This is a genomic window from Promicromonospora sp. NFX87 (assembly GCF_048564965.1).
Lineage (GTDB): Bacteria > Actinomycetota > Actinomycetes > Actinomycetales > Cellulomonadaceae > Promicromonospora.
The window spans coordinates 283451-304603 of record NZ_CP183413.1; the positions used below are offsets into that span (position 1 = coordinate 283451).

Consider the following 21153-nt stretch of genomic DNA (forward strand, 5'->3'; position numbering starts at 1 on the left):
GCGGGCGGGCAAGCCTCTTGGAGGTCCAAGGACGAGACCGTTCAGACCGGCATCATCGCGCGAGGGATCGACGGTGACGACCTCACGGACCCGATGAGCCTCGCGGCAGAGATTGCCCAGTCATGAACGGGCCTCATCTGTCGAGATCTTCTCCGGTGCCCCGTTCTTTCGAGCATTAAGCACTAAATAGCGCTGCGGTGGCCCTAGCCTCCTGCAGATGCTGCGCACGGACCGCAGAGGGAACATGGCGTGGCACGTCGGTGAATCGGAAACCTCCTGGCCCAGCAGACTCGGAGTCGTGCCCTATTGCGATAGCGGTCCATGCTTGCTTGATATAACTATTGACGATCAGGCCTCCCGTGTTGGTAATCACGGCGAAGGTTGGCTCGACGCAGAACTCAATGCCCCGATAGCGGAACTGGGCCCGTCGAATGACCACTTGGTCAGGGACCACGAAGTCGATCTCGATGGTTGGCTGCCGCTGCGCCCTCCTGACGGTTAGGGTCTGGCCCACCCACTCCACGTCCCACTGGTCAGTCCTATACATAAGCTCACTATTTTCGACCTGGACGAGCGGCTGATCTTGGTGGTCGTAGAGGGAAAGATTGAGCAGTGGTCGCCCTCCATCGAACTCAAAGCCGAGGAGTTCCTTTCCATCAACCGTGATGGCTTGGAAATGGGGATGCGACTCCTCCATCTCATTGCGTATCGAGATGGAGCCTAAAGTGAAGATGCATGAATTCCCGTGGAAATACAGTGGACGGGGCTTCGACATTTCGGTTCTCAGATTGAAGGGGGACGCGTTCCACTCGCGAACCAGATCGGCCGTTATTCCACCGCGCGTCTTTTCAGCATGATGGTCAGGACATAGCAGAGTGATCTCCTCAGCAACATGTCTCTGGACAGTTGCAAATTCGAGCATGTGCTCATATTCGAAGAGCGGCATCCCACACGCAACGCATCCAAAACCACACCGTTGCCGGACAGCGCGCTTCACCTCTGCGGGTATCTTGCGTGAGGTTGGCTCTGCGGACATGTAGACAGGATGCGGCAACGCGTGGCGGAGTGGAAGGGTGTCGCCCACCGGCACTTCACCCGGGTACCGACCGCGCGGATCGCGTAGCCGTACGTGAAGCAAGCCCGCGTTCCAATGCGCGCCCTCAGCCAAGCCCATCACATCACCCCTCGCCCGATGGTCCAGGCATCGAGTGGCCTCGCGGGCGTAGGTCCGTTTCGAGCGATACGGTGCAATCGTGCGCCGCGATGACTTCATTCCGCCCCTACCAGCCGACGAGGCCGCCTTCCTTCGAGGCGCCACGGTCGTCTTGGACACGAACGTGCTGCTGGCTCCTTACAAGCTGTCCGTGACGGCGCGCGAAGATGTGCTGCGCGCGATCGAGCTCAGCGCAGAACGTTTGTGGCTCCCTCATCAGGTCGGCGTGGAGTTCTACCGCAACCATGCCTCCAACCGAGACCTGCGCTCCAAGGCCTACGAGGCTGCGGCCAAGCCGACGGATCAGTTCGAGCAGCTCGTCACCAAGCACCTCGGCAAGGGAACGATGCACGAGGATCTGCGCAAAGACGTCGCGCGTGTTGTCCGAGATGCCGTCAGCGGCATCAAAAAGGGGATCGAGCAGCTTCAGCTCGCAGACACCGCCATCACCACACCCAGCGCCGACGACGTGCTTGAACGGATCGAGGCCGCGTTCGCCGGACGGGCAGCCGCAGCTCCGGATCCGGCGACTATCCGCCTTCGAACCGATGATTTCGTGAACTGGCGCGTTCCCAGCCTCATCCCGCCAGGCTTCGAAGACGCCGGTAAGCCGGGAGAGGCCCAGTCGGCCGGAGACTTCCTCATCTGGGCGGAGATTCTTGAGCACGCCGCCGCGAACAATCTTGACATTCTGTTTGTCACGGAGGATGGGAAGGACGACTGGTGGGAAACTGTCGACGGTCAGCGGCGTCCCCATCGTTCCCTGGTGCTGGAGTTTCAACGTGCCACCGGCCCTGGCCGGCGCTATCACCAGGTGGGCATGGAGACCTTCGTGCGCTTGGCAACCGAGGCAGCGGGGGCCGGGGCCAAGCAGAGCACGCTCAATGAAATCGTGGCGGTTAACAAGGAGACGCAGGATTACGAGTCCCAAGCGGAGCATGTTCTGAGCGAATTGTTGCAAACCAAGGCCTGGCTCGAAAGAGTCCAACTGTCGGCCGAGGTGAATAGTTCACTGGAAAAGATATCGGGAAGTTTCCATTGGCGAACGCCGCTCATGCCCACAACGGACCAGGACATCCTGGACGCCCTCGACGCGGCACGCGGGAGGAAGCTCATCGCCGCACTCGACGCACTCGACGAGCCGAAGAGCGTCGCCGAGGATCCGGTTGACACTGGTGATGAAAGCGACGAGGACAGCGACGGGCCTAACGACTCGCCCTAGTGCTGCTGTCCACTCGATGCATGTCGGATTCCTTGACCAGCCCAGCAAGCGTCACCGGTCGAGGTATTCGCAGGCGTTGACGTGCACGACGGCGACCCACTCGCCCCACCCGGGATAGTTGGCAACGAACCAGCGCCACGGGCCGCTGATGCTGGTCACCTCGCCCACCATCGTCACCACAGTGCCGTCGTAGGCCAGGGCCGTACAGCGCGTTGAGATCGACCTTGGCAGCTTCCTCGAACGACGGCCGGTGGTCTGGTGTTGGATGAGCTTCCCGCGCGCCGCTGCCAGCTTCTTGACCTCCTCCCGCAGCGCCTCCTGCATCGGGCTCAGCTCCGACGGCTTAACTCCCGGAGCGTTCGTCTCGTTGCTCATGAGACCAGTATGGGTGGCCTTCGAACACGTGTTCCACAGTGTGGATAACCGCTGTGGATAACTCCGGATATGCCCGGGTCGGTGGCGCGGCGCGTCTTCCATGCAGATGCAGGAAGTTCGGCGGGGGGCGATCGTGGAAGTCTCCGAACGGAGGCCCCGGCATGCCAACGACGTTGCCTTCCGGGCTGAACGGCCCGGTCCAAGTCGCCCTCGCTCGCGCTGTCGGGGAGATCCCGCAAGCGGGTGCCCTGCCGGGTGGGTGCAGGTACGAGCTGAAGTGGGATGGCTTCCGCGCCGTCGTGACACGTGACCGGTCGGGTGTCCACTTGTGGTCACGTCGAGGTACCGAGCTCACCGGGACGTTCCCCGAGATCACGGCGGCCACCGCTGCCCAGCTCCCAACCGGAACGGTGCTGGACGGCGAGCTCGTCATCTGGTCGGGCAGCCGTCTGGATTTCGCGGCACTCCAAACACGCATGGGCCGTGGACCGCGCAGCGCCGCGGCGCACGCATCCGGCGTCGTACGCAGCGTTCGACATCCTGGCTCGGGCGGGCCGGGACACCCGTCGACTGCCGTACGACGAGCGACGTGGCCTCCTTGAACAGCTCTCCAGTGCATGGCGGCCGCCGCTCAACCTCTCACCGGTGACCAGCAACCGGGACATCGCGGCTGAGTGGTTCGAGATCTACGGCGCGGCAGGTATCGAAGGGCTTGTCGTCAAAGGCGGCGCTCAAACTTACCCGGCGGGCCTGCGCGGGTGGCTCAAGGTCAAGCGCCGCACGACGCTGGACGTGGTGTGCGGCGCGGTGATCGGTACGCGCTCGGCTCCTCAGGAAGTGGTGGCAGGGCTGCCGGTCGGCGGCGCCTTGCGCATCGTGGGTCGCACGGCGCCCCTGTCACCATCGGGCCGCAGAGCGTTGGCGCCGTGGCTAGTGCCACCGGCCGGCACACATCCATGGCCGAGCACGGTGACGACGACAATGCTGGGTCGCTTCGGTGCTGCCCGAGGGGAGATAGACCTGACTCTGGTCGAGCCGATCGTTGTCGAGGTGATTGCCGATGCGGCTTGGGACGGGAGCTCGTTCCGGCACCTGCTGAGGTTCGTACGCCCTCGCCCCGACGCCGAGGCCAGCAGCGTCCCGGTGCCTAAGCCGGACAGGTGACCCGGATGGTGGGTCAGCCTTGCTGACAGCGTGGCACGCCTACTGCCCCGCGCGTAGTCGATTCCCGGCGGTTATCCGGCGGAATGAGCGGCAATCGATGAGCATGTACGTATGTCTACAGCACCGGCGCCAGCCGCACCGCTGTACTGATTGGCACATGTCGAGACCCGGCGGTTATCCGACGAGTACGGTCGTTCGGTAAGCGGAAGGTCGTCGGTTCGAACCCGACAGGCGGCTCCAGACGTTCCAGCAGGTCAGCACCATTCCGGTGCTGGCCTGCTGTCGTTTCCAGGTCGGCGAGCTGGACTCTGCCTGACAAAGTGCCTGGCTGTGACCCCGACCCCCAGAGCCTCGCGCCTGGCAATTGACCGAACTCAGCGACTTCGGTCCTTTGCCATGAGATCGGTCAATCAACCGACCGATCTCATGGCAATTGACCGATCTCACGCCGCGGGAACCAGCAAGCGACCGAACTCGCGAGACCCGGTCGTCTGCTGATCAGCCGGCGATCGTTCGCACCAGATGCTCCGCCACCGCGCGGCGCTGCGCCTCCGGCAGATCGCGGTAGGCGAGCGCCTCGAACATCCACAGCCCGTCGGCGGCGAGCCTGGTGACCAGCCGGGCCATGGACGCGGCGTCGGTCCCGACATCGGTGGGAACGGGCGCCCAGCGCTCCAGGACGCCGTTCCACGGCGCTGCCCACTCGGGGTGCGTGGCCGACTCCAGCATGAGCTGCAGCTCGGCGCGGGTCGCGGACCGGGCGTTCACGCGGATGTAGGCGGACAGGCGCTCGTCGGCGGTGAGCTCGTCGACGGGCCGGCCGGCCTCGGCCAGGAGGGAAGCCTCCCAGCTGTCGGCGAGGTGCTGGTGGATGGCCACGAGCAGGCCCTCGCGGGACGGGAAGTGGTACATGATCCCGCCGCGCGTCAGCTCTGCCTCGGCCGCCACGGAGTCGAAGGTGACGGCGGTGACGCCCTCACGCTGGATGACGCGGACTGCGGCGTCGAGGATGCGGTCGCGGTTGCTCGGTCGCACGGGTTCTCCGGGGTGCTCGGTCGGGGGTCAGTGGCCGGAGCCGTAGGCGGAGGACGCCGATCCGGGCCCGTAGGCGCGGAGCAGCGTGGTCGTGATGATCGCGCCGACCGTGAGGACCCCCGCGCAGACCACCATGACCGTCGAGTAGCTGTTGCCGAACGCGCGGAACGCGGCGTCGAGGACCTCTGGCCCGCTGCCGGGTGCGGCCAGGGCGTCGGTCAGGGACCGGCGGGCCTCGATCGGGGCCCCGACCGGCAGGCGGACGGTGAGGGTGTAGATGGTGGTCAGCAGCGAGCCGAGTAGTGCGACCGCGGCGAGGCTGCCGAACTCGTAGGAGACCTCTTCGACCGAGGAGGCCATGCCCGCCCGGCGGGCGGGTGCGTTCCCGATGATCGCCGTCGAGGCCACGGACATCGCCGCGCCCAGGCCGAGGCCCGTGACGAGCAGGCCACCGAGCAGCCACCCCATCCCGTGCGGGATCGCGACCAGGGTCCAGGCCACTCCGACGGCGCCTACGCCGAGGCCCCCGCCGATCAGGAGCCGCAGGCCGACGACGTGCAGGAAGGCGCCACCGAGGATCGACGACGGCAGGGAGCCGATCGCGACGGCGGCCACCAGCATTCCCGACTCCAGGGGCGAGAAGCCCGCCACGAGCTGGAACCGCTGGGTGGTGGCCAGCTGCAGGCCCCCCATCGCGAACATGGCGAACGCCGCGGCCAGCACGCCGGAGGCGAACGCGGCGTTGCGGAAGATCGACAGGTCCAGCAGCGGGAACGGCAGACGCCGCTGCCGGCGGACGAAGAGCCACCAGCCGACGACCGTCGCCAGCGCCGCGCTGAGCAGCACCGTTCCCGAGCGGTCGATCTTGACCACCTCCTTGATCAGCACCACGAGGCCGACCAGCGTGATCAGGGCCTGCACGGAGGAGATGAAGTCCCACTTCGTGCCGGGGTGCGGCTCGTCCTGCGGTGCGACGGCGACCCCGAGGACCAGGGCGACGAGGACGACCGGCACGTTGATCAGGAAGATCGAGCCCCAGGTGAAGTGCTCGAGCAGCGCGCCGCCGACGATCGGTCCGAGCGCGCCGCCCACCACCGAGAGGCTGCCCCACACGCTGATCGCGATGTTGCGCTCGCGCTCGTTGACGAAGGCCACCCGGATCAGGGCGAGCGTGGCGGGCATCATCGCCGCAGCGCCGACGGCCAGCAGGCCGCGCGCGGCGATCAGGACCTCCGGGGTCGGTGCCGTGGCCGCGAGGAAGGAGGCGAGCCCGAACACGGCGAGACCGGCCAGGAACATGAGCCGGTGGCCGAACCGGTCGCCGAGGGTTCCCGTGCCCAGCAGGAGGCCGGTCATCACCAGCGGGTACGCGTTGATGATCCAGAGGCTCTCGGTCCAGCTCGCGTCGAGCTCCCGGGTGAGGGTCGGCAGCGCCGTGTAGAGGATCGAGTTGTCCAGGGTGATCAGCAGCAGGCCCGCGCCCACCGTCACCAGGAGCGTCCAGCGCCGTCGGGGGCCGAGCAGCGACACGGGAGCGTCGACCGGAGGGCTCATCGTCATGCGAGTAACTGTACCATCTAGAAGGTTAAGTTACTCGGCGAGCAGGGGCCGTCCGGAACGGCGGAGGCTCCCCGGTGCGAACACCGGAGAGCCTCAGAGATTCACCCGCCGATCCTACGGCCGGACGCGCGGTTACGCCCGCGGCCACTGCTGCGGCGTCGGCCATTTCGCGGTGCGGCCGTCACCGCTGGAGGTGCCCGTCAGGCGGCGCCTGACCCACGGACCCACGTGCTGGCGCATCCACGCCGCGTTGGCGCGCGCCGTCTCGCGGAAGGCTGCCGGCGGGGCGGCGTCGAGCGGGGCGTCGTAGGCGGCGTCGTCGGGTTCGAGCCCGAGCGCGTCCAGCGCCGCGTTCGCCACCCGCTGGTGCCCCTCCGGGGTGAGGTGGATGCGGTCGTCGGACCAGAGGCGCAGGTCGCCCAGCGCCCGCATGCCCCACAGGTCCAGTACGTGCGCGCCGGTCCGGCGGGCGATGGACCAGACGTTCGAGTTGAAGATCGCCGTGCGGCCGTTGGTCCAGCTGAGCGCGGCGCCTGCCTTGAACCCGGTACCCATCAGGACGTCGGCCCCGGTCTCCCGGAGCGCGACGACGGCGTCCTCCAGCGCTGCCGAGAGCGCGTCGACGTCCGCGGAGGCGCGCAGGATGTCGTTACCGCCCGCCACGAGTGAGACCAGGTCGGGCTTGGCCTCGACGGTGATGTCGAGCTGTTCGGCGATGACCGGGCGCAGCTTGCGGCCACGGATCGCGAGGTTCGCGTACTCGAGCGGCGCCTCGCCCGCGGCGATGCGGCGCGCCGAGAGGATGGCGGCGAGGTTGTCGGCCCAGCCGCGCTGGACGTCCGGGGCGTCGGGGTACGGGTCCCACAGGCCCTCCGAGAAGGAGTCGCCCATGGCGATGTACCGCGCCCAGCGGACGGGGGCGGCGGTGGGGAGGTCGGGGGACGGGCCTTCCGGTTCTGGGGTCGTCGTGGCGCTCACAGCGCCCATTCTCCCGCGTGGAGCGCGGAACTCGCGGGCTCGGGGGTGTGACGGGCAGCACAAACTGGCAGTGTCAGAGGGTGCCGGTAACCTCCTGGACGTGGAGACCATCGTGAACCCGACGCCCCCTGTCGACACCGCCGCTGCCTCGGCCCCGCCCCCGTTGTCGCAGGTGGTAGCACCGGACTGGGCGGAGGCACTGGCAGACGTCGAACCGCGCATCCACGCGATGGGTGACTTCCTGCGCGCCGAGGTCGCCCAGGGGCGCACCTACGTGCCCGCGGGAGAGAACGTCCTCGCGGCGTTCAAGCGGCCGCTCGCGGACGTGCGCGTGCTCATCGTGGGCCAGGACCCGTATCCGACGCCTGGCCACGCTATGGGGCTGTCGTTCTCGGTGCAGCCGGAGGTGCGGCCCGTGCCGCGGTCGCTGGCGAACATCTACAAGGAGATGCAGGACGACCTCGGCGCCCCGCTCCCGTCGAACGGAGACCTGCGGCCGTGGGCCGATCAGGGGGGTCATGCTGCTGAACAGGACCCTCACCTGCAGGCCCGGCGCTTCCGACTCCCACGCGGGCAAGGGCTGGGAGGAGGTCACGGAGGCGGCGATCCGTGCGCTCGTGGCGCGGGGCGGTCCGCTCGTGGCGATCCTGTGGGGCGCGAAGGCGCGCAACCTGAAGCCGTGGCTCGGGGACGTGCCGATCGTCGAGAGCGCGCACCCCCTCGCCGCTGTCGGCGCGCAGCGGATTCTTCGGGTCGAAGCCGTTCTCGCGGGCCAACGCGCTGCTCGAGCAGCAGGGTGCGCAGCCGGTCGACTGGCGCCTCCCGTAGGGACCGCCGCGGGGGTCCTGTTTCGGCGTCGAGGGGCGGGTCGGCGTGTTGACACTGTGAAAGGGGAAGAGTGAAGAACAGTCACGTCCTTCGGGTACGCGGTGAGCCGATGAGCGAGGTGCTGGCTCCCGGGGTCGGCAGCCCTGATGTCGAGCGGGCCAACGGTGCCGAGAACAAGCTCTCGGACCGCGACCGGGAGATTCTCGCGTTCGAGCGCCGCTGGTGGAAGTATGCGGGCGCCAAAGAGGAAGCGGCACGGGAACTCTTCGATCTGACGGCCACGCGCTACTACCAGGTTTTGAACGCGCTGATCGACACTCCGGCCGCCCTCGAGCACGACCCGATGCTGGTCAAGCGCCTGCGCAGGGTCCGATCGACCCGCCAGCGGGGACGCTCTGCACGACGGTTGGCCGATGAGAACCACTGAGCGGGCACCGATCCGACACAACGACCCGCTACTCTCTCTGCCGTGACGAAGAGTGGCTACCCCTACCCGCCCGACGAGTTCGACGTCGCTGTCCCCGGGGGCGCACCTGTGGGTGTGCACCGTGCACCGCGAAGCGGTTGGAGCTCGGCCTGGCCGTTCCTGCTGGTCGCTGTAGTGTGCGCCGCCGTGGCGTGGGGCGGCATCACGCTGCTGTCCGGAGGTGACGACCCTGCAGAGGCGCAGGGTGGCGCGTCGCCTTCGGTCTCGGCGTCCGGCTCGCCCTCGGCCTCGGCGCCGAGTGCTTCGCCGAGCGCTTCGCCGTCGGCAGAGACGTCAGAGCCGAACGTGGCAGATCTGGTCGCTGCGGCCGACCCTGCTGCGAAGTACATGGTGTACAACCTCGGGACCGTCCAGGGCCTCGCAGGCGCTTCCAGCGACAGTCTCGTCTCCGGCGGTCTCGGTGGGTCGGAAGCCACCGCGACACCCCCGGAGGCCGACCTCTCGGCCGTCACCGCGGCCGGGACCAACGTCGTCTGGTACGGCGAGGGACGGGACAAGGAGGCCAAGGCGGCCGCCGCGATCCTGGGCATCCCGGAGGCCAACGTCGTCGAGAACGCCGCCGTGACGAGCTCCGCCCAGGCTGTCTGGGTCTTCCTGTTCACGGCACCGACAGGCTGACGGCGCCGGCCGGTTGAGCGTGCCGATGGCAGCGTTGTCGTCGGCTTTCGGTCAACCACTGGTCGGCTCCCGGGAAGGGCCGGAGTGTGGCCGATTCTCCGTCCGGCTCGTACCACCAGATTGATATCCGCCTGGCCGGACCGCGCCTCAGGTCTCTGACCTGCCCGTTCGCCATCCGCTTAATACCTCATACGGGACATAGAGGGTTCCCTGGTGTGAGCCGGACCACTAGGCTCGAACCACCACGGGTCGACCGAGTGTCCCGTGCAGAGGTACAAGGAGAACTACGCATGGCCCAGGGCACCGTCAAGTGGTTCAACGCCGAGAAGGGGTATGGCTTTATTACCCCGACTGCCGGCGGCCAGGACCTTTTTGTTCACTACAGCGCGATCCAGTCCGATGGCTACCGGTCCCTCGACGAGGGGCAGGAAGTGGAATTCGAGGTGGGGCAGGGGCAGAAGGGCCCGCAGGCAGAGCAGGTTCGTCCACTCTGATTCGATGGGACGACGGGCGGGAAGGGCCCGCCCGTCGCCCGCCGCCCCCCAGGATCGCCGGGACCCAGACCCCGGCGTCCGAACTGGACGGTCGACGACGACCGTCGTTGTTGCGCAGCCGGACGATGATGCCCGACGCCGCCGAGCAGCCGCCCGTACCGCGGCTGCTCGTACTGGCACCTGGTCCCCCGCCAGGCGAGCCTCGACCGGTAGGACTACCCCTGCCATCGGCCGTCCGGGCCGATACCGTGATTCGATGGGGGAGTGACCCTGCTCGACGCGGTTGTAGTGGGTTCAGGACCCAACGGCCTGGCGGCCGCGGTGACGCTCGCCCGCGCAGGGCTAGGAGTCAGGGTTCTCGAGGCCCAGCCGACGATCGGCGGCGGCGCCCGCACCGTCGCGATCCCCGAGCTCGCGGACGGCATGCTGTTCGACCTCTGCTCCGCCGTGCACCCCATGGCCTGGGCGTCGCCGTTCTTCCGGTCCTTCGACCTCTCCGCACGTGGCGTCGAGCTCGTCGCGCCTGACGTCGCCTACGCCCATCCGCTCGACGGCGACCGCGCGGGCATCGCCTTCCGCGACCTGGCCCGAACGGCCGACCGGCTCGGGCCCGACGGCGACGCCTGGAGCGAGCTGCTGGGCCCGCTCACCGCCCACTGGCGGCAGGTCACGGCGCTCGCCCTGGGCGACAAGCGGACGGTGCACGGCATGGTGGAGGGCGTGCCCGGTTCCGGCGGACACACGCTGCCCGTGCGGGCCCTCGCCTCGATGGTCCGGCCCGGTCTGCGCTTCGGCGCCGCGCTCCTCGAGCAGGGCGGGCCCCGCTGGGACCGCAGGTTCCTCACGGACGAGGCCAAGGCGCTGCTCACCGGCGTCGCGGCACACAACATCACACCGCTCCCGTCGCTCGGGGGTGCGGGGACGGCCCTGCTCCTCGCGGCGCTCGCGCACGCCGACAGCGGCTGGGCGATCCCGGTCGGCGGCTCCCAGGCGATAGTGAACGCGATGGTCCGCGACCTCGAGGCGCACGGAGGAACCGTCGAGACCGGCCGCCGGGTCGAGAGCTGGTCCGACCTGCCGCCCGCGCGCGCCGTCTTCTTCGACACCACGCCCAGCACCCTGCTCCGGATCGCCGGGGACCGGGTCCGGCCGGGGCACCGTGCGGCGCTGCGGCGGTTCCGGTACGGGAACGCGGCGGCCAAGGTCGACTTCGTCCTCGACGGCCCGGTCCCCTGGCGGGTGCCGGACGTCGGGCGCGCCTCCACCGTGCATGTCGGCGGGACGCGGGCCGAGCTGGTGGCCGCGGAGGACGGCGTGGCGCACGGGCTGCATGCCGACCACCCGGTGGTCCTGGTCAGTGACCCGAGCGTCGCCGACCCGAGCCGGCCGCGCGGTCCCGTGCGGCCCCTGTGGACGTACGCGCACGTGCCGGCGGGGTCCACGCAGGACGTCACGGAGGCGGTGACCAGGCAGATCGAGCGGTTCGCGCCCGGCTTCCGCGACGTCGTCGTCGGCTCGCGGTGCATACCCGCCGCGCAGATGGAGCACCACAACCAGAACTACCCGGGTGGTGACATCTCCGCGGGGGCGGCCACGATGTGGCAGATGGTCGCGCGCCCGACGCTCGCACCCGATCCCTACCAGGTCGCCGAGGGGCTGTACCTGTGCTCCGCCTCGGCCCCGCCCGGGCCGGGTGTGCACGGGATGGGCGGCTGGCACGCCGCCCGCCGGGCGCTGCTGCGGGAGTTCGACGTCCGCTCGCTGCCGGACCTCCGCCCGTGACCCACCTGACCCGGACGCGCCTTGCACTCTCATGGTCCGAGTGCCAATAATGTCTTAGCACTCTCCGTTCGAGAGTGACAGCAAGGGTCGAATGGTGAGGCCTCCGGTCGCGGCGAGACATGATCGTCGGGACGGCAGGCCGTCCGTCGCGGGCACCGGCCGGCCTGGACAAGCCACCAGCGGAGGATTCATCCCCATGGCCAAGATCATCGCTTTCGACGAGGTTGCTCGTCGGAGCATGGAGCGCGGGCTCAACCAGCTCGCCGACACCGTGAAGGTCACGCTCGGCCCGAAGGGCCGCAACGTCGTTCTTGACAAGAAGTGGGGCGCCCCCACGATCACGAACGACGGTGTCTCCATCGCCAAGGAGATCGAGCTCGAGGAGCCGTTCGAGCGGATCGGCGCCGAGCTCGTCAAGGAGGTCGCCAAGAAGACTGACGACGTCGCGGGTGACGGCACCACCACCGCCACCGTGCTCGCCCAGGCGCTCGTGAAGGAGGGCCTGCGCGTCGTTGCCGCCGGTGCCAACCCGATCGCCATCAAGCGTGGCATCGAGAAGGCCGTCGAGGCCGTCACCGAGCAGCTGCTGAACGCCGCCAAGGACATCGAGACCAAGGAAGAGATCGCCGCCACGGCCGCGATCTCGGCCGGTGACCCGGCGATCGGCGAGCTCATCGCCGAGGCCCTCGACAAGGTGGGCAAGGAAGGCGTCATCACCGTCGAGGAGTCGAACACCTTCGGCCTCGAGCTCGAGCTCACCGAGGGTATGCGCTTCGACAAGGGCTTCCTCGCGCGCTACTTCGAGACGGACCCCGAGCGCCAGGAGGCCGTGCTCGAGGACCCGTACGTCCTGATCGTCGAGTCGAAGATCTCGAACGTCAAGGACATGCTGCCGCTGCTCGACCAGGTCATGAAGTCGGGCAAGTCGCTCCTCATCATCGCCGAGGACGTCGAGGGCGAGGCCCTGGCGACCCTGGTGCTGAACAAGATCCGTGGCACCTTCAAGTCCGTCGCCGTCAAGGCTCCGGGCTTCGGCGACCGCCGCAAGGCCATGCTGCAGGACATCGCGATCCTCACCGGCGGCCAGGTCATCACCGAGACGGTGGGCCTCAAGCTGGAGAACGCGACGCTCGAGGAGCTCGGCCAGGCGCGCAAGGTCGTCGTCACCAAGGACGAGACCACGATCGTCGAGGGTGCCGGCGAGGCCGACCTCATCGCCGGTCGCGTGAACCAGATCCGCAGCGAGATCGACAAGTCCGACTCGGACTACGACCGCGAGAAGCTGCAGGAGCGCCTCGCCAAGCTGGCCGGTGGCGTCGCCGTCATCAAGGCCGGCGCGGCCACCGAGGTCGAGCTCAAGGAGCGCAAGCACCGCATCGAGGACGCCGTTCGCAACGCGAAGGCTGCCGTCGAGGAGGGCATCGTCGCCGGTGGTGGCGTGGCCCTCATCCAGGCCGGTGCCGTCGCGTTCGCGAAGCTGGAGCTCGAGGGCGACGAGGCGATCGGTGCCTCGATCGTTCGTGCCGCCATCGACGCGCCGCTCAAGCAGATCGCCATCAACGCCGGCCTCGAGGGCGGCGTCGTCGCGGAGAAGGTGCGCAACCTCCCCGCTGGTCAGGGCCTCAACGCCGCGACCGGTGTGTACGAGGACCTGCTCGCCGCGGGCGTGAACGACCCGGTCAAGGTGACCCGTTCTGCTCTGCAGAACGCGGCCTCGATCGCCGCGCTGTTCCTCACCACCGAGGCAGTCGTCGCCGACAAGCCGGAGCCCGCGGGCGCCCAGGGCGGCGACCCGACCGGTGGCATGGGTGGCATGGACTTCTGAGTCCGGTCTGACCCGCCCGGGCCCCGGCCCAGGCACCCTGTCCGACGCCGGTCGGTCACCCTCCCTACGGAGGGCGACCGGCCGGCGTCGGCCATTTGTTCGTGAGGCTTGTCGTGCGAACGCGTCAGGAGAACATGCGAACGGCTGCCGCCTCCGCCTCCGCATAGGTGCGGGCAGCGGCCGCCAGGGCCGCCTGGATCGCGTCCAGGGCGCCCTCCACCTGCGCCTGCGCGCCGCGCCACTGCGCGACGGTACCGCCGAACGCGGCGGCCGCCGGACCCTGCCAGCTCGCCTGCAGGGCGTCGAGATTGCGCATCAGCGCCCCCACCTCCGTCCGCACGGCCGCCACCGAGCCCGCCACTGCCGCGCCCGCCTGCTCCACCTGGTCGCTGTCGACCTCGAACCGCATGGTCATCCCTCCCGCGCGCCGGCCCGTCCGGCGTCGTCCGTCCGACGTTAGGTACGTGCGGCCCGACGGCGGGGCGTGTCCCGGGCCGGCTGTGCACAGGCGTGCGTCAGCCGGAGGTGTGGTCGTGCTCCGACCGCTGCGCGGCCGTCGGGAGGGTCCGGCTCAGACGGCGTCGAGCTTCGACTGCTCCTTGCGCAGCCGGTGCAGCTCCATGTCCAGGTTCTGCCGCGCGGGCTCCTCCCACGCGGCGCCCATCGGGCTCAGGAACAGCGACTTGCGGGCGAGCAGCCGCTCGATGACCCGGATCCGCGCCCTGAGGTAGTCCTCGACCGGGATGTGCGCGTACTCCGCACGCACCGCCGCCTTGTACTCCTTGTAGCGCTGGGGCTCGGCGGCGAGCATCGCGAGGTCGGCGTCGTTCAGCACCGCGGCGTCGAAGTCCGTGGGGTTCGGCGCATGCCGGACTATGGCGTTGACCAGTGCGGCCACCCGGTCGGCGGCGCGTGCGGGCACCCCGAGCCCGGTCAGCTCGTCGCGGGCGAGGAGGGCCGAGGCGGTCGACTGCTCGCCGCCCTGCGAGGCCTCCGCCACCTTCTTCTCGGAGCTGAACACCGCGCCGTGGTACCAGGCGGCGAGGCGCACCAGGTCGGGTTCGTGCGTCTCCTCGGCCAGCTGGTCCACCCGGTGCAGGACGGCGGCGAGGTGACGCAGGTTGTGGAACGCCCGGTGCTCGTCGGCCCAGCGGCCCAGCAGGGCCTGCCCGACTTCCTCGATCGCCTCGGTCCCCGCCGTGGCTCCCGCGCCCAGCGCACTGCGGACGAAGGACGTGAGCAACCACTGCGGCGCGTCAGACGTGAGCACGCCCATGTGAATTCTGCCTAACGGTCGATGTCGGTCACTGCACCGCCAGCCTATTACCCAATGGGTCAGCGGCGGCTACCACCGTCTTGGATGCTGGTCACGACTCCGACACGTCGCGTCGTGGTTCAGAGCGGCAGCCTGACCTGGACCGTGAGGCCGCCGCCGTCGGTCGGCGTGACCTCTACGTGCCCGCCGTGCGTGCCCACGATCGCCGCGACGATCGCCATGCCGAGCCCCGAGCCGCCGGACTCGCGGGTGCGGGACGAGTCCGCGCGGTAGAACCGCTCGAAGATCCTGCGGCCCTGCTCCTCGCTGAGGCCGGGGCCGTGGTCGCGCACCTCGAGCACCGCCACGCCGTCGTCCTTCCGGACGCCGAGCGCGATCTCCGCGGGCGTACCCGCGGGGGTGTGCCGCGCGACGTTGCCGATGAGGTTGGTGACCACCTGCCGCAGGCGGTCGCTGTCGCCCTCCACGACCAGGGTGCCGGGCACCTCGCCTGCCGGGTCGTCCGGGGCGGCGGCCGCGTCGAGCGGTACCAGGGACACCTCTCGCGTCGGGTCCAGGGCGTGCAGGTCCTGGACGGAGTCGCGTGCGAGGGCGACCAGGTCGACGTCGGCCCGGGCGATCGGGCGGCCCTCGTCGAGCCGGGCGAGCACCAGCAGGTCGTTCACCAGCGTGCCCATGCGGCGCGCGGCGTCCTCGATGCGGAGCATCGTGTCGTCGACCTTCTCCGTGCTGTCCAGGGCGCCCATCCGGTACAGCTCGCCGTACCCGCGGATCGTCGCGACAGGCGTACGCAGCTCGTGGGACGCGTCCGAGACGAACTGGCGCATCCGCACCTCGGAGGCCTCCTGTGCGGCGAAGGCCCGCTCGATCTGCGTCAGCATGGCGTTGAGCGACGCCGCGAGCGAGCCCATCTCCGTGCCGGCCGGGGCCTCGGGAACGCGCTGCGAGAGGTCGCCCGCCGCGATCTGCGCCGCGGTGTGCTCGACGGACCGGAGCGACCGGAGCGACCGCTCGACCAGGACCCATGCGGTGAGGCCGCCGAGCAGCACGATGCCGAGGCCGGAGAGGATCAGGGTGCGGGTCAGGATCGAGATCGTCTTGTCCATGCCGACCATTGGTAGTGCCACCTTGATGACTACCGGCTCGCCGGTCGCTCGCACCGTCGCGGCGATGGTGATCGCACGCCAGCTCTCGCTGCCCGCGGTGTCCGTCTCGGCGGGCACGGTGTACGCCTTGACGGCGGCGTCCGAGGCCTCGTCGAACGTGGTGGTCGGCAGGGCGGGCTTGCCGAAGCGTGTTACCGCCTCGGTGGCGTACGCCTCGACCTTGCCGCTCTCGCGGGTGATCTGGACGTAGTAGTTGCTGGGCAGGCCCTGCGTGGGGCCCTGCGGGACGTCGCTGGTCAGGCTGAGGGCCGCGGTTCGCAGTTCGCCGTCCACCTGCTGGACGAGGAAATACGACACCACCGTCGTCGTCGCGACCGCAGCGATGCCCAGCCCCGCCGCGAGCAGCAGCGAGATGATCGCGACCAGCCGCGCGCGCAGCGGGATGCCGGACAGGCGCTCCTTGATGCGCTCAAGCACGGGCGGGCTGCGGCGCGCGGAGCAGGTACCCCACTCCGCGCTTCGTGTGGATCAGGGGCGGCAGCGTCTCGCCGTCGATCTCCAGCGTGTCGATCTTGCGCCGCAGGTAGGAGATGTACGACTCGACGATGTTCGCGTCGCCGCCCCAGTCGTACTGCCACACGTGGTCCAGGATCTGCGCCTTGGACAGGACGCGGCCGGAGTTGAGCATGAGGTAGCGCAGCAGCTTGAACTCGGTGGGGGACAGGTCCACCTCGACGCCGGCGCGCCGCACCTCGTGCGAGTCCTCGTCCATCTCCAGGTCTCCGACGTGCAGCACGGCCTCCTCCTCGGGGGCGGGCACACCGGTGCGGCGCAGCACGGCGCGGATCCGGGCCACCACCTCTTCGAGGCTGAAGGGCTTGGTCACGTAGTCGTCGCCGCCGACGGTGAGGCCCTGCACCTTGTCCTGCGTGTCGTCCTTCGCGGTCAGGAAGACGACGGGGGTGTGCCGGCCGGTCGCGCGCATCCGGCGGGTCACGGTGAAGCCGTCCATGTCGGGGAGCATCACGTCGAGCACCACGAGGTCGGGCTCGACGTCGCGGACGAGCTGAAGCGCGCCGTTGCCGTCCGCTGCCGCGTGCACCTCGAAGCCCGCGAAGCGCAGGGAGGTGGACAGGAGCTCGCGAATGTTCGGTTCGTCGTCGACCACGACGAGACGCGCCTCAGGAGTAGCCATGCTTCCAGTGTGCGACTGGTTCCTGGACGATGCCTGAGATTCGCCCGGGAAATCGCCCGGGCCCCGAAGAGGTGACACGTAGGGCCCGCTACCTGGCACGCCGCTAGGCTGGGGGGCATGTCAGCACCGTTCCCGCAGGTTCCAGGGCAGACGCCCCGGCGCACGTATCTCATCGTCGACGGTGAGAACATCGACGCCACGCTCGGCATGAACGTGCTGAACCGCCGTCCCGCACCCGAGGAGCGTCCCCGCTGGGACCGCATCTCCGCCTTCGCGGAGAAGGTGTGGTCGCAGGAGGTCGTGCCGCTCTTCTTCCTGAACGCGACGTCCGGCCAGATGCCCATGCCGTTCGTGCAGGCGCTGCTCGCGATGGGCTACAAGCCCATCCCGCTTGCGGCGCAGGGCTCGGAGAAGGTGGTCGACGTCGGTATCCAGCGCACGCTCGACGCGCTGATGGACCGTCCCGGCGACGTGCTGCTCGCGAGCCACGACGGCGACTTCCTGCCGCAGATCGAGGCGCTGCTCGACGACGACGACCGGCGGGTGGGCCTGCTCGGCTTCCGGGAGTTCGTGAACGCCCGGTTCACGGAGCTGGAGCAGCGCGGCCTGGTCATGTACGACCTGGAGGCCGACGCCGACGCCTTCACCACCATGCTGCCGCGCGTCCGCATCATCCCGATCGAGGAGTTCGACCCGCTCCGCTACCTCTAACTGGGGCCGGATGCGGGATATGTCGAAGTAGAGCGCTTGTCCGGTCTCCCTGGTGCACCAGGGAGACCGGACAAGCGCTCTACTTCGACTTATCCCGCATCAGTCAGTCGTTCGAGATAGTGACCGTTCCCTCGTAGGCCTCGCGGTCGCCCTGGGGCTGGGTCGGGCGGGCGTTGTTGTCGTAGGTCTGCTCCAGGACCGCTATCTGCTCCGCCGACAGCTCTATGGGCTCGTGGTAGACGACCCAGTCGACGCCCTCGGTGCACGGTGGCGTCGTCAGGCTGCCCGCGTACTCCTCGAACGTCGGGTCGGACGGCAGCATCGCGGCGACGTCGATCGGCAGCTCGTCGGAGCCCGGCTCGGCCGCGCCGTCGATGAACGGCTGCCACGCCTTGTTCTCGTCACCCTGCTGGGCGAGGACGCCGAGGACCAGCGCCTGCCCGTCCTCGGTGGTGTGGACGAAGTGGAACTCGGCGTCCAGCGCCTTGCCCTCCACGGTGTGCTCCGACGGCATGTGGAAGTGCACCTGGGCCAGGTCGAACTCGTTGTCCTTCCACTCGACCTCGGACGCGTCACCGTCCGGTACGAGCTGGATCGTGTGGCCGGTGTCGACCGACTCCCCGACGGTGGGCGACGACGAGATCTTCGGGTGCGCCGTCAGCTTCGTCTCGGCGTGGTCGGGCAGGTCGATGGGCGACTGCGCGTCGCCGGCCTCGCACTCCGTGAAGTCCTTGGCCAGGTGGCCCCACTCGTCCGGGCCCTCCTCGCCGTCGTACGACCAGTGCACCTCGCCGGCGTGCTCGGCCGGTGGCGGAGCGGACGACGCGGCCGCACCGGGGGAGCCGCCCGCCGCGCAGGACGCGAGCAGCGGGGCAAGGAGCAGGAGCGCGGGCAGGGTGAGCTTCTTCATGTGGCTACCTCTCGTGGGGATCAGCCGATCGCCCGGGTCCAGGGGACCGGCAGGACAAATTACTCCCGATCTCCTTGCCCGAGGCACCCACCCCGGATGTGACGTACGACGCGTTATCTCGCGGGCGTCGGCCACCAGGCACGAACCGTGCCGAGCCGCCTGAGGGTGCCAGGGCGCCCGCCGCCGAAACCGCCGCCACCGAACCCGCCACCGATCCGCGCCGTGGCCGCGTGCCTGCGGGAACGCACGACCTTCGGGTCGAGCAGGATGCCGCCGAGCATCATGCCGCCGGTGATGGGGCCGTTCTCGTCCGAGCCGTCCGCGCCGGGCTCTGCCTTGGCAGCGGCTGCGATGACCACGGCGTCCGCGTCCTCGCGGGCGAGCCGCGCGGCCTCCTGCACGAGCTTGCTCGCGCGCTGGGCCTCCCCGAGCGCCGCGGCGGGGTCGATCGGCTGGAGCGAGCGGGCGGCGTCGGCCAGCCTTGCCGCCTCCGCGAGCCGCGTCCGTGCGGCAGAGCCGACGGCGCCGCGGCGCGTGGCGACGAAGTCGGAGGTCTGCCGGAGCTGCTCGTCGACCCGGCCGAGGGTGTCCCGCAGCAGAGCGGACGCCCGCGCCGCGACCTCCGTGAAGTCCCGGGTCCCGGCGAGGGCGGCGTCGAGCGCCGCCTCAGCGGCCGCGATGCGCTGCAGCCCGGCGAGCGGGTCACCGCCCTCCCGCGTGACCTCGACATGCTTGAGCGAGGCCTGCGCGGCGGTGCGCGCGAGGGTCACCCGGAAGTCGCCCTCGACGGACCGGGCGGCGACCACGTCCTGGGTCAGCGACGCTATCGCCTTGTCGAGCCGCCCCGCCGCCCTGTCGAGGTATGCGGCGGTGGCATCGACGGCGTCGAGCAGCATGACCGCCTGGCCGAGCGCGTTCTGCGCGCCCCTCGCGTGCGCGACGGCCACCGCCTTCTGCCCGGCCTCCAGGGCGGAGCGCCCGGCGGACACCGCGGCCTCGGCGTTGACCAGCAGCAGCTCGGCCTGTTCCGGGTTGCCCGAGACCATCGCCAGCGAGTCCGCCGGGTACCGCCCGCCGAGCCGCTCGAGGGTCGCGCGGGTCGCGGTCACGCGGTCGGTGACCTCCGGCTCCCTGGCGGCGACGTCGGCCAGCAGCTCGGGCGTGCGCTGCTGCAGGCGGCGCAGGTCGTCGAACGCGCGGGTGCGGGCGTCGAGCGTGTCGGCGGCGCTCTCGCACAGCGCGATGACCTGGTTCAGGCGTGCGCGCCGCTCGGCGTCCCCGAGCACCGGACGGTGCTCCTCGGCCTCCTGATGACGGTCGGCCCCCGGGCCGCCGTCGGCCTGCTCCGCCTGCGCGGCGACATCCAGCTCCTGCCGGATCGCGAAGGCCTGCCGGACGTCGGCGGCGGCCCGCGCCAGGATCAGCTCGAAGTCCCTCGTCGCGTCGGCGCCCAGCTCCGCGCGGGCGAAGCCGAGCTCCTGCTCGCAGGTCTTGAGCGCGTCGTCGATGCGGACCAGGGAGCCCGACGCGCGCTCGTCGAGCTCGGCGACGGGTAGGTCGGCGAGCTCGTCCGGCGCGGGGCCGCCGGTCGCCGCGGAACGGCCGGAGAGCCGGGGCAGGCGGGGCAGGGCCCGGGGGAGGGCGAAGCGCCACAGGACGTACCCGAGGACGGCGAGCACGAGCACCCCGGCCACCACGACACCGACGACGAGGAGCGGGCTGGCCCCGCCGGTGCCCGCCCGCCGGACGGCGTCCGCGGCGTCCGTCGCGGCGGGCGCCCAGCGCTCGTCCTCGACCGCCGATGCCACCGCGTTGTCGATGGAGCGGAGCTGCGCCGGGGTGAGGGGGACGTTGGTGTCGGCGGACAGCCCGAACTCGTGGTCGACGGTGGCAACGGCCAGCAGCAGGTCGTCCGGGCCGAGGCCCGACTGGTTGGCGCTCGCGTTGGCCCAGTCCACGGGCTCCGTGCCGTCGAAGCTCTCGATGTACACGACGAACATGCGCAGGTCCGACTCGTCGGCGAGCCGGTCGAGGGCGGCGTCGACGTCCTGGCGCTCGGTCTCGCTGAGCACCTCGGCGTCGTCCGTCACCTGGGCGGTGAGGGTGATCGGCGGCGACGCCGGGAGCACGTCCGACATCAGCTGCGCCTGGGTCGCCGCGGAGAGCCGCGGCGAGACGGAGGGCGCCGGCTCGGACGGCAGGGTGACTGTGGCGTTGGCGGCCTGGGAGGTAGCCGCCAGCACGACACCGACCAAGCCGGCGAAGGCCACGATCGCCCAGCCCCCGGATGCCCGGGTACTGGGTTCGTGCTGATGCTCGTGCCTAGCTGGGGACTCGATCACGTCCTGATAGTCACCCCGGGTTCAGGACCACG

The 21153-nt window shown here is 69.8% G+C and carries 20 protein-coding genes and 1 pseudogene; 10 read left to right on the forward strand and 11 right to left on the reverse strand.

Annotation, left to right across the window (positions count from 1 at the left end):
• Window positions 1–175: 175 nt before the first annotated feature.
• Complete coding sequence (locus ACNYC2_RS01390; protein WP_419705338.1) at window positions 176–1036, reverse strand: hypothetical protein; 861 nt, start codon at window positions 1034–1036, stop codon at window positions 176–178.
• Between the two features lie 217 nt (window positions 1037–1253).
• Between ACNYC2_RS01390 and ACNYC2_RS01395 the strand changes: the two genes are divergently transcribed.
• Window positions 1254–2435, forward strand: a complete 1182-nt coding sequence (locus ACNYC2_RS01395; protein ID WP_419705339.1) for a PIN-like domain-containing protein — start codon at window positions 1254–1256, stop codon at window positions 2433–2435.
• 51 nt (window positions 2436–2486) lie between these two features.
• Here the strand turns inward: ACNYC2_RS01395 and ACNYC2_RS01400 are convergent, their stop codons facing one another.
• A complete protein-coding gene (locus tag ACNYC2_RS01400) occupies window positions 2487–2810 on the reverse strand; it encodes a hypothetical protein (RefSeq protein ID WP_419705340.1) in 324 nt (107 codons plus the stop codon).
• A 161-nt stretch (window positions 2811–2971) separates the two neighbouring features.
• On the opposite strand from ACNYC2_RS01400, the gene ACNYC2_RS01405 reads away from it, so the two are divergent.
• Both ACNYC2_RS01405 and ACNYC2_RS01410 read left to right on the forward strand, forming a co-directional pair.
• Window positions 2972–3412 (forward strand): hypothetical protein, encoded by a 441-nt coding sequence (locus tag ACNYC2_RS01405; protein ID WP_419705341.1) that lies wholly within the window; start codon window positions 2972–2974, stop codon window positions 3410–3412.
• A complete protein-coding gene (locus tag ACNYC2_RS01410) occupies window positions 3294–3974 on the forward strand; it encodes a hypothetical protein (protein WP_419705342.1) in 681 nt (226 codons plus the stop codon). Before ACNYC2_RS01405 ends, ACNYC2_RS01410 begins: the two co-directional genes overlap by 119 nt.
• 498 nt (window positions 3975–4472) lie before the next feature.
• On the opposite strand, the gene ACNYC2_RS01415 is transcribed toward ACNYC2_RS01410, so the two are convergent.
• From ACNYC2_RS01415 to ACNYC2_RS01425, 3 genes are all read right to left on the reverse strand, one after another.
• Entirely contained in the window at window positions 4473–5009 is a 537-nt protein-coding gene (locus tag ACNYC2_RS01415; protein WP_419705343.1) for a TetR/AcrR family transcriptional regulator, read from the reverse strand.
• Between the two features lie 27 nt (window positions 5010–5036).
• Complete coding sequence (locus tag ACNYC2_RS01420; RefSeq protein WP_419705344.1) at window positions 5037–6569, reverse strand: MFS transporter; 1533 nt, start codon at window positions 6567–6569, stop codon at window positions 5037–5039.
• 132 nt (window positions 6570–6701) lie between these two features.
• Entirely contained in the window at window positions 6702–7556 is an 855-nt protein-coding gene (locus tag ACNYC2_RS01425) for an SGNH/GDSL hydrolase family protein (protein ID WP_419705345.1), read from the reverse strand.
• A 154-nt stretch (window positions 7557–7710) separates the two neighbouring features.
• On the opposite strand from ACNYC2_RS01425, the pseudogene ACNYC2_RS01430 reads away from it, so the two are divergent.
• From ACNYC2_RS01430 to groL, 6 genes and pseudogenes are all read left to right on the forward strand, one after another.
• Window positions 7711–8375: pseudogene (locus tag ACNYC2_RS01430) on the forward strand (uracil-DNA glycosylase).
• Window positions 8376–8484: 109 nt separating this feature from the next.
• On the forward strand, window positions 8485–8802 hold the full coding sequence (locus ACNYC2_RS01435) for a DUF3263 domain-containing protein (protein WP_419705346.1): 318 nt from the start codon (window positions 8485–8487) through the stop codon (window positions 8800–8802).
• Between the two features lie 42 nt (window positions 8803–8844).
• Window positions 8845–9480, forward strand: a complete 636-nt coding sequence (locus ACNYC2_RS01440) for a hypothetical protein (RefSeq protein ID WP_419705347.1) — start codon at window positions 8845–8847, stop codon at window positions 9478–9480.
• A gap of 290 nt (window positions 9481–9770) precedes the next feature.
• Entirely contained in the window at window positions 9771–9974 is a 204-nt protein-coding gene (locus tag ACNYC2_RS01445; RefSeq protein ID WP_108493306.1) for a cold-shock protein, read from the forward strand.
• 264 nt (window positions 9975–10238) lie between these two features.
• A complete protein-coding gene (locus ACNYC2_RS01450) occupies window positions 10239–11756 on the forward strand; it encodes a phytoene desaturase family protein (protein ID WP_419705348.1) in 1518 nt (505 codons plus the stop codon).
• Between the two features lie 196 nt (window positions 11757–11952).
• Window positions 11953–13581: a chaperonin GroEL gene (gene groL / locus ACNYC2_RS01455; RefSeq protein WP_419705349.1), complete on the forward strand. Its 1629-nt coding sequence runs from the start codon at window positions 11953–11955 to the stop codon at window positions 13579–13581.
• 124 nt (window positions 13582–13705) lie between these two features.
• Here groL and ACNYC2_RS01460 read toward each other — a convergent pair whose 3' ends face one another.
• The 4 genes from ACNYC2_RS01460 to ACNYC2_RS01475 all read right to left on the reverse strand — a co-directional run bounded on the left by ACNYC2_RS01460 (window position 13706) and on the right by ACNYC2_RS01475 (window position 17158).
• Window positions 13706–13996, reverse strand: a complete 291-nt coding sequence (locus tag ACNYC2_RS01460; RefSeq protein ID WP_419705350.1) for a WXG100 family type VII secretion target — start codon at window positions 13994–13996, stop codon at window positions 13706–13708.
• 156 nt (window positions 13997–14152) lie between these two features.
• Complete coding sequence (locus tag ACNYC2_RS01465) at window positions 14153–14857, reverse strand: hypothetical protein (protein ID WP_419705351.1); 705 nt, start codon at window positions 14855–14857, stop codon at window positions 14153–14155.
• A 119-nt stretch (window positions 14858–14976) separates the two neighbouring features.
• Window positions 14977–16440 (reverse strand): sensor histidine kinase, encoded by a 1464-nt coding sequence (locus ACNYC2_RS01470; protein ID WP_419705352.1) that lies wholly within the window; start codon window positions 16438–16440, stop codon window positions 14977–14979.
• A complete protein-coding gene (locus ACNYC2_RS01475; protein WP_116676991.1) occupies window positions 16433–17158 on the reverse strand; it encodes a response regulator transcription factor in 726 nt (241 codons plus the stop codon). The genes ACNYC2_RS01470 and ACNYC2_RS01475 overlap by 8 nt, the downstream gene beginning before the upstream one ends.
• Window positions 17159–17275: 117 nt before the next feature.
• Here ACNYC2_RS01475 and ACNYC2_RS01480 point away from each other — a divergent pair, with 117 nt between their 5' ends.
• Window positions 17276–17869: an NYN domain-containing protein gene (locus ACNYC2_RS01480; protein WP_357452441.1), complete on the forward strand. Its 594-nt coding sequence runs from the start codon at window positions 17276–17278 to the stop codon at window positions 17867–17869.
• A gap of 103 nt (window positions 17870–17972) precedes the next feature.
• Here ACNYC2_RS01480 and ACNYC2_RS01485 read toward each other — a convergent pair whose 3' ends face one another.
• Together ACNYC2_RS01485 and ACNYC2_RS01490 are read right to left on the reverse strand one after the other, a co-directional pair.
• Window positions 17973–18779, reverse strand: a complete 807-nt coding sequence (locus ACNYC2_RS01485; protein ID WP_419705353.1) for a carbonic anhydrase — start codon at window positions 18777–18779, stop codon at window positions 17973–17975.
• Window positions 18780–18892: 113 nt separating this feature from the next.
• Window positions 18893–21121: a TPM domain-containing protein gene (locus tag ACNYC2_RS01490; RefSeq protein ID WP_419705354.1), complete on the reverse strand. Its 2229-nt coding sequence runs from the start codon at window positions 21119–21121 to the stop codon at window positions 18893–18895.
• Between the last annotated feature and the right edge of the window lie 32 nt (window positions 21122–21153).

What these genes read in the sequence shown, in the direction of transcription:
- ACNYC2_RS01480 (WP_357452441.1), top strand. Translation starts at nt 17,276, where the DNA reads ATGTCAGCACCGTTCCCGCAGGTTCCAGGGCAGACGCCCCGGCGCACG.
- ACNYC2_RS01400 (WP_419705340.1), bottom strand. Translation starts at nt 2,810, where the DNA reads ATGAGCAACGAGACGAACGCTCCGGGAGTTAAGCCGTCGGAGCTGAGC.
- groL (WP_419705349.1), top strand. Translation starts at nt 11,953, where the DNA reads ATGGCCAAGATCATCGCTTTCGACGAGGTTGCTCGTCGGAGCATGGAG.
- ACNYC2_RS01475 (WP_116676991.1), bottom strand. Translation starts at nt 17,158, where the DNA reads ATGGCTACTCCTGAGGCGCGTCTCGTCGTGGTCGACGACGAACCGAAC.
- ACNYC2_RS01390 (WP_419705338.1), bottom strand. Translation starts at nt 1,036, where the DNA reads ATGTCCGCAGAGCCAACCTCACGCAAGATACCCGCAGAGGTGAAGCGC.
- ACNYC2_RS01445 (WP_108493306.1), top strand. Translation starts at nt 9,771, where the DNA reads ATGGCCCAGGGCACCGTCAAGTGGTTCAACGCCGAGAAGGGGTATGGC.
- ACNYC2_RS01435 (WP_419705346.1), top strand. Translation starts at nt 8,485, where the DNA reads ATGAGCGAGGTGCTGGCTCCCGGGGTCGGCAGCCCTGATGTCGAGCGG.
- ACNYC2_RS01460 (WP_419705350.1), bottom strand. Translation starts at nt 13,996, where the DNA reads ATGACCATGCGGTTCGAGGTCGACAGCGACCAGGTGGAGCAGGCGGGC.
- ACNYC2_RS01420 (WP_419705344.1), bottom strand. Translation starts at nt 6,569, where the DNA reads ATGACGATGAGCCCTCCGGTCGACGCTCCCGTGTCGCTGCTCGGCCCC.
- ACNYC2_RS01465 (WP_419705351.1), bottom strand. Translation starts at nt 14,857, where the DNA reads ATGGGCGTGCTCACGTCTGACGCGCCGCAGTGGTTGCTCACGTCCTTC.
- ACNYC2_RS01425 (WP_419705345.1), bottom strand. Translation starts at nt 7,556, where the DNA reads ATGGGCGCTGTGAGCGCCACGACGACCCCAGAACCGGAAGGCCCGTCC.
- ACNYC2_RS01405 (WP_419705341.1), top strand. Translation starts at nt 2,972, where the DNA reads ATGCCAACGACGTTGCCTTCCGGGCTGAACGGCCCGGTCCAAGTCGCC.
- ACNYC2_RS01485 (WP_419705353.1), bottom strand. Translation starts at nt 18,779, where the DNA reads ATGAAGAAGCTCACCCTGCCCGCGCTCCTGCTCCTTGCCCCGCTGCTC.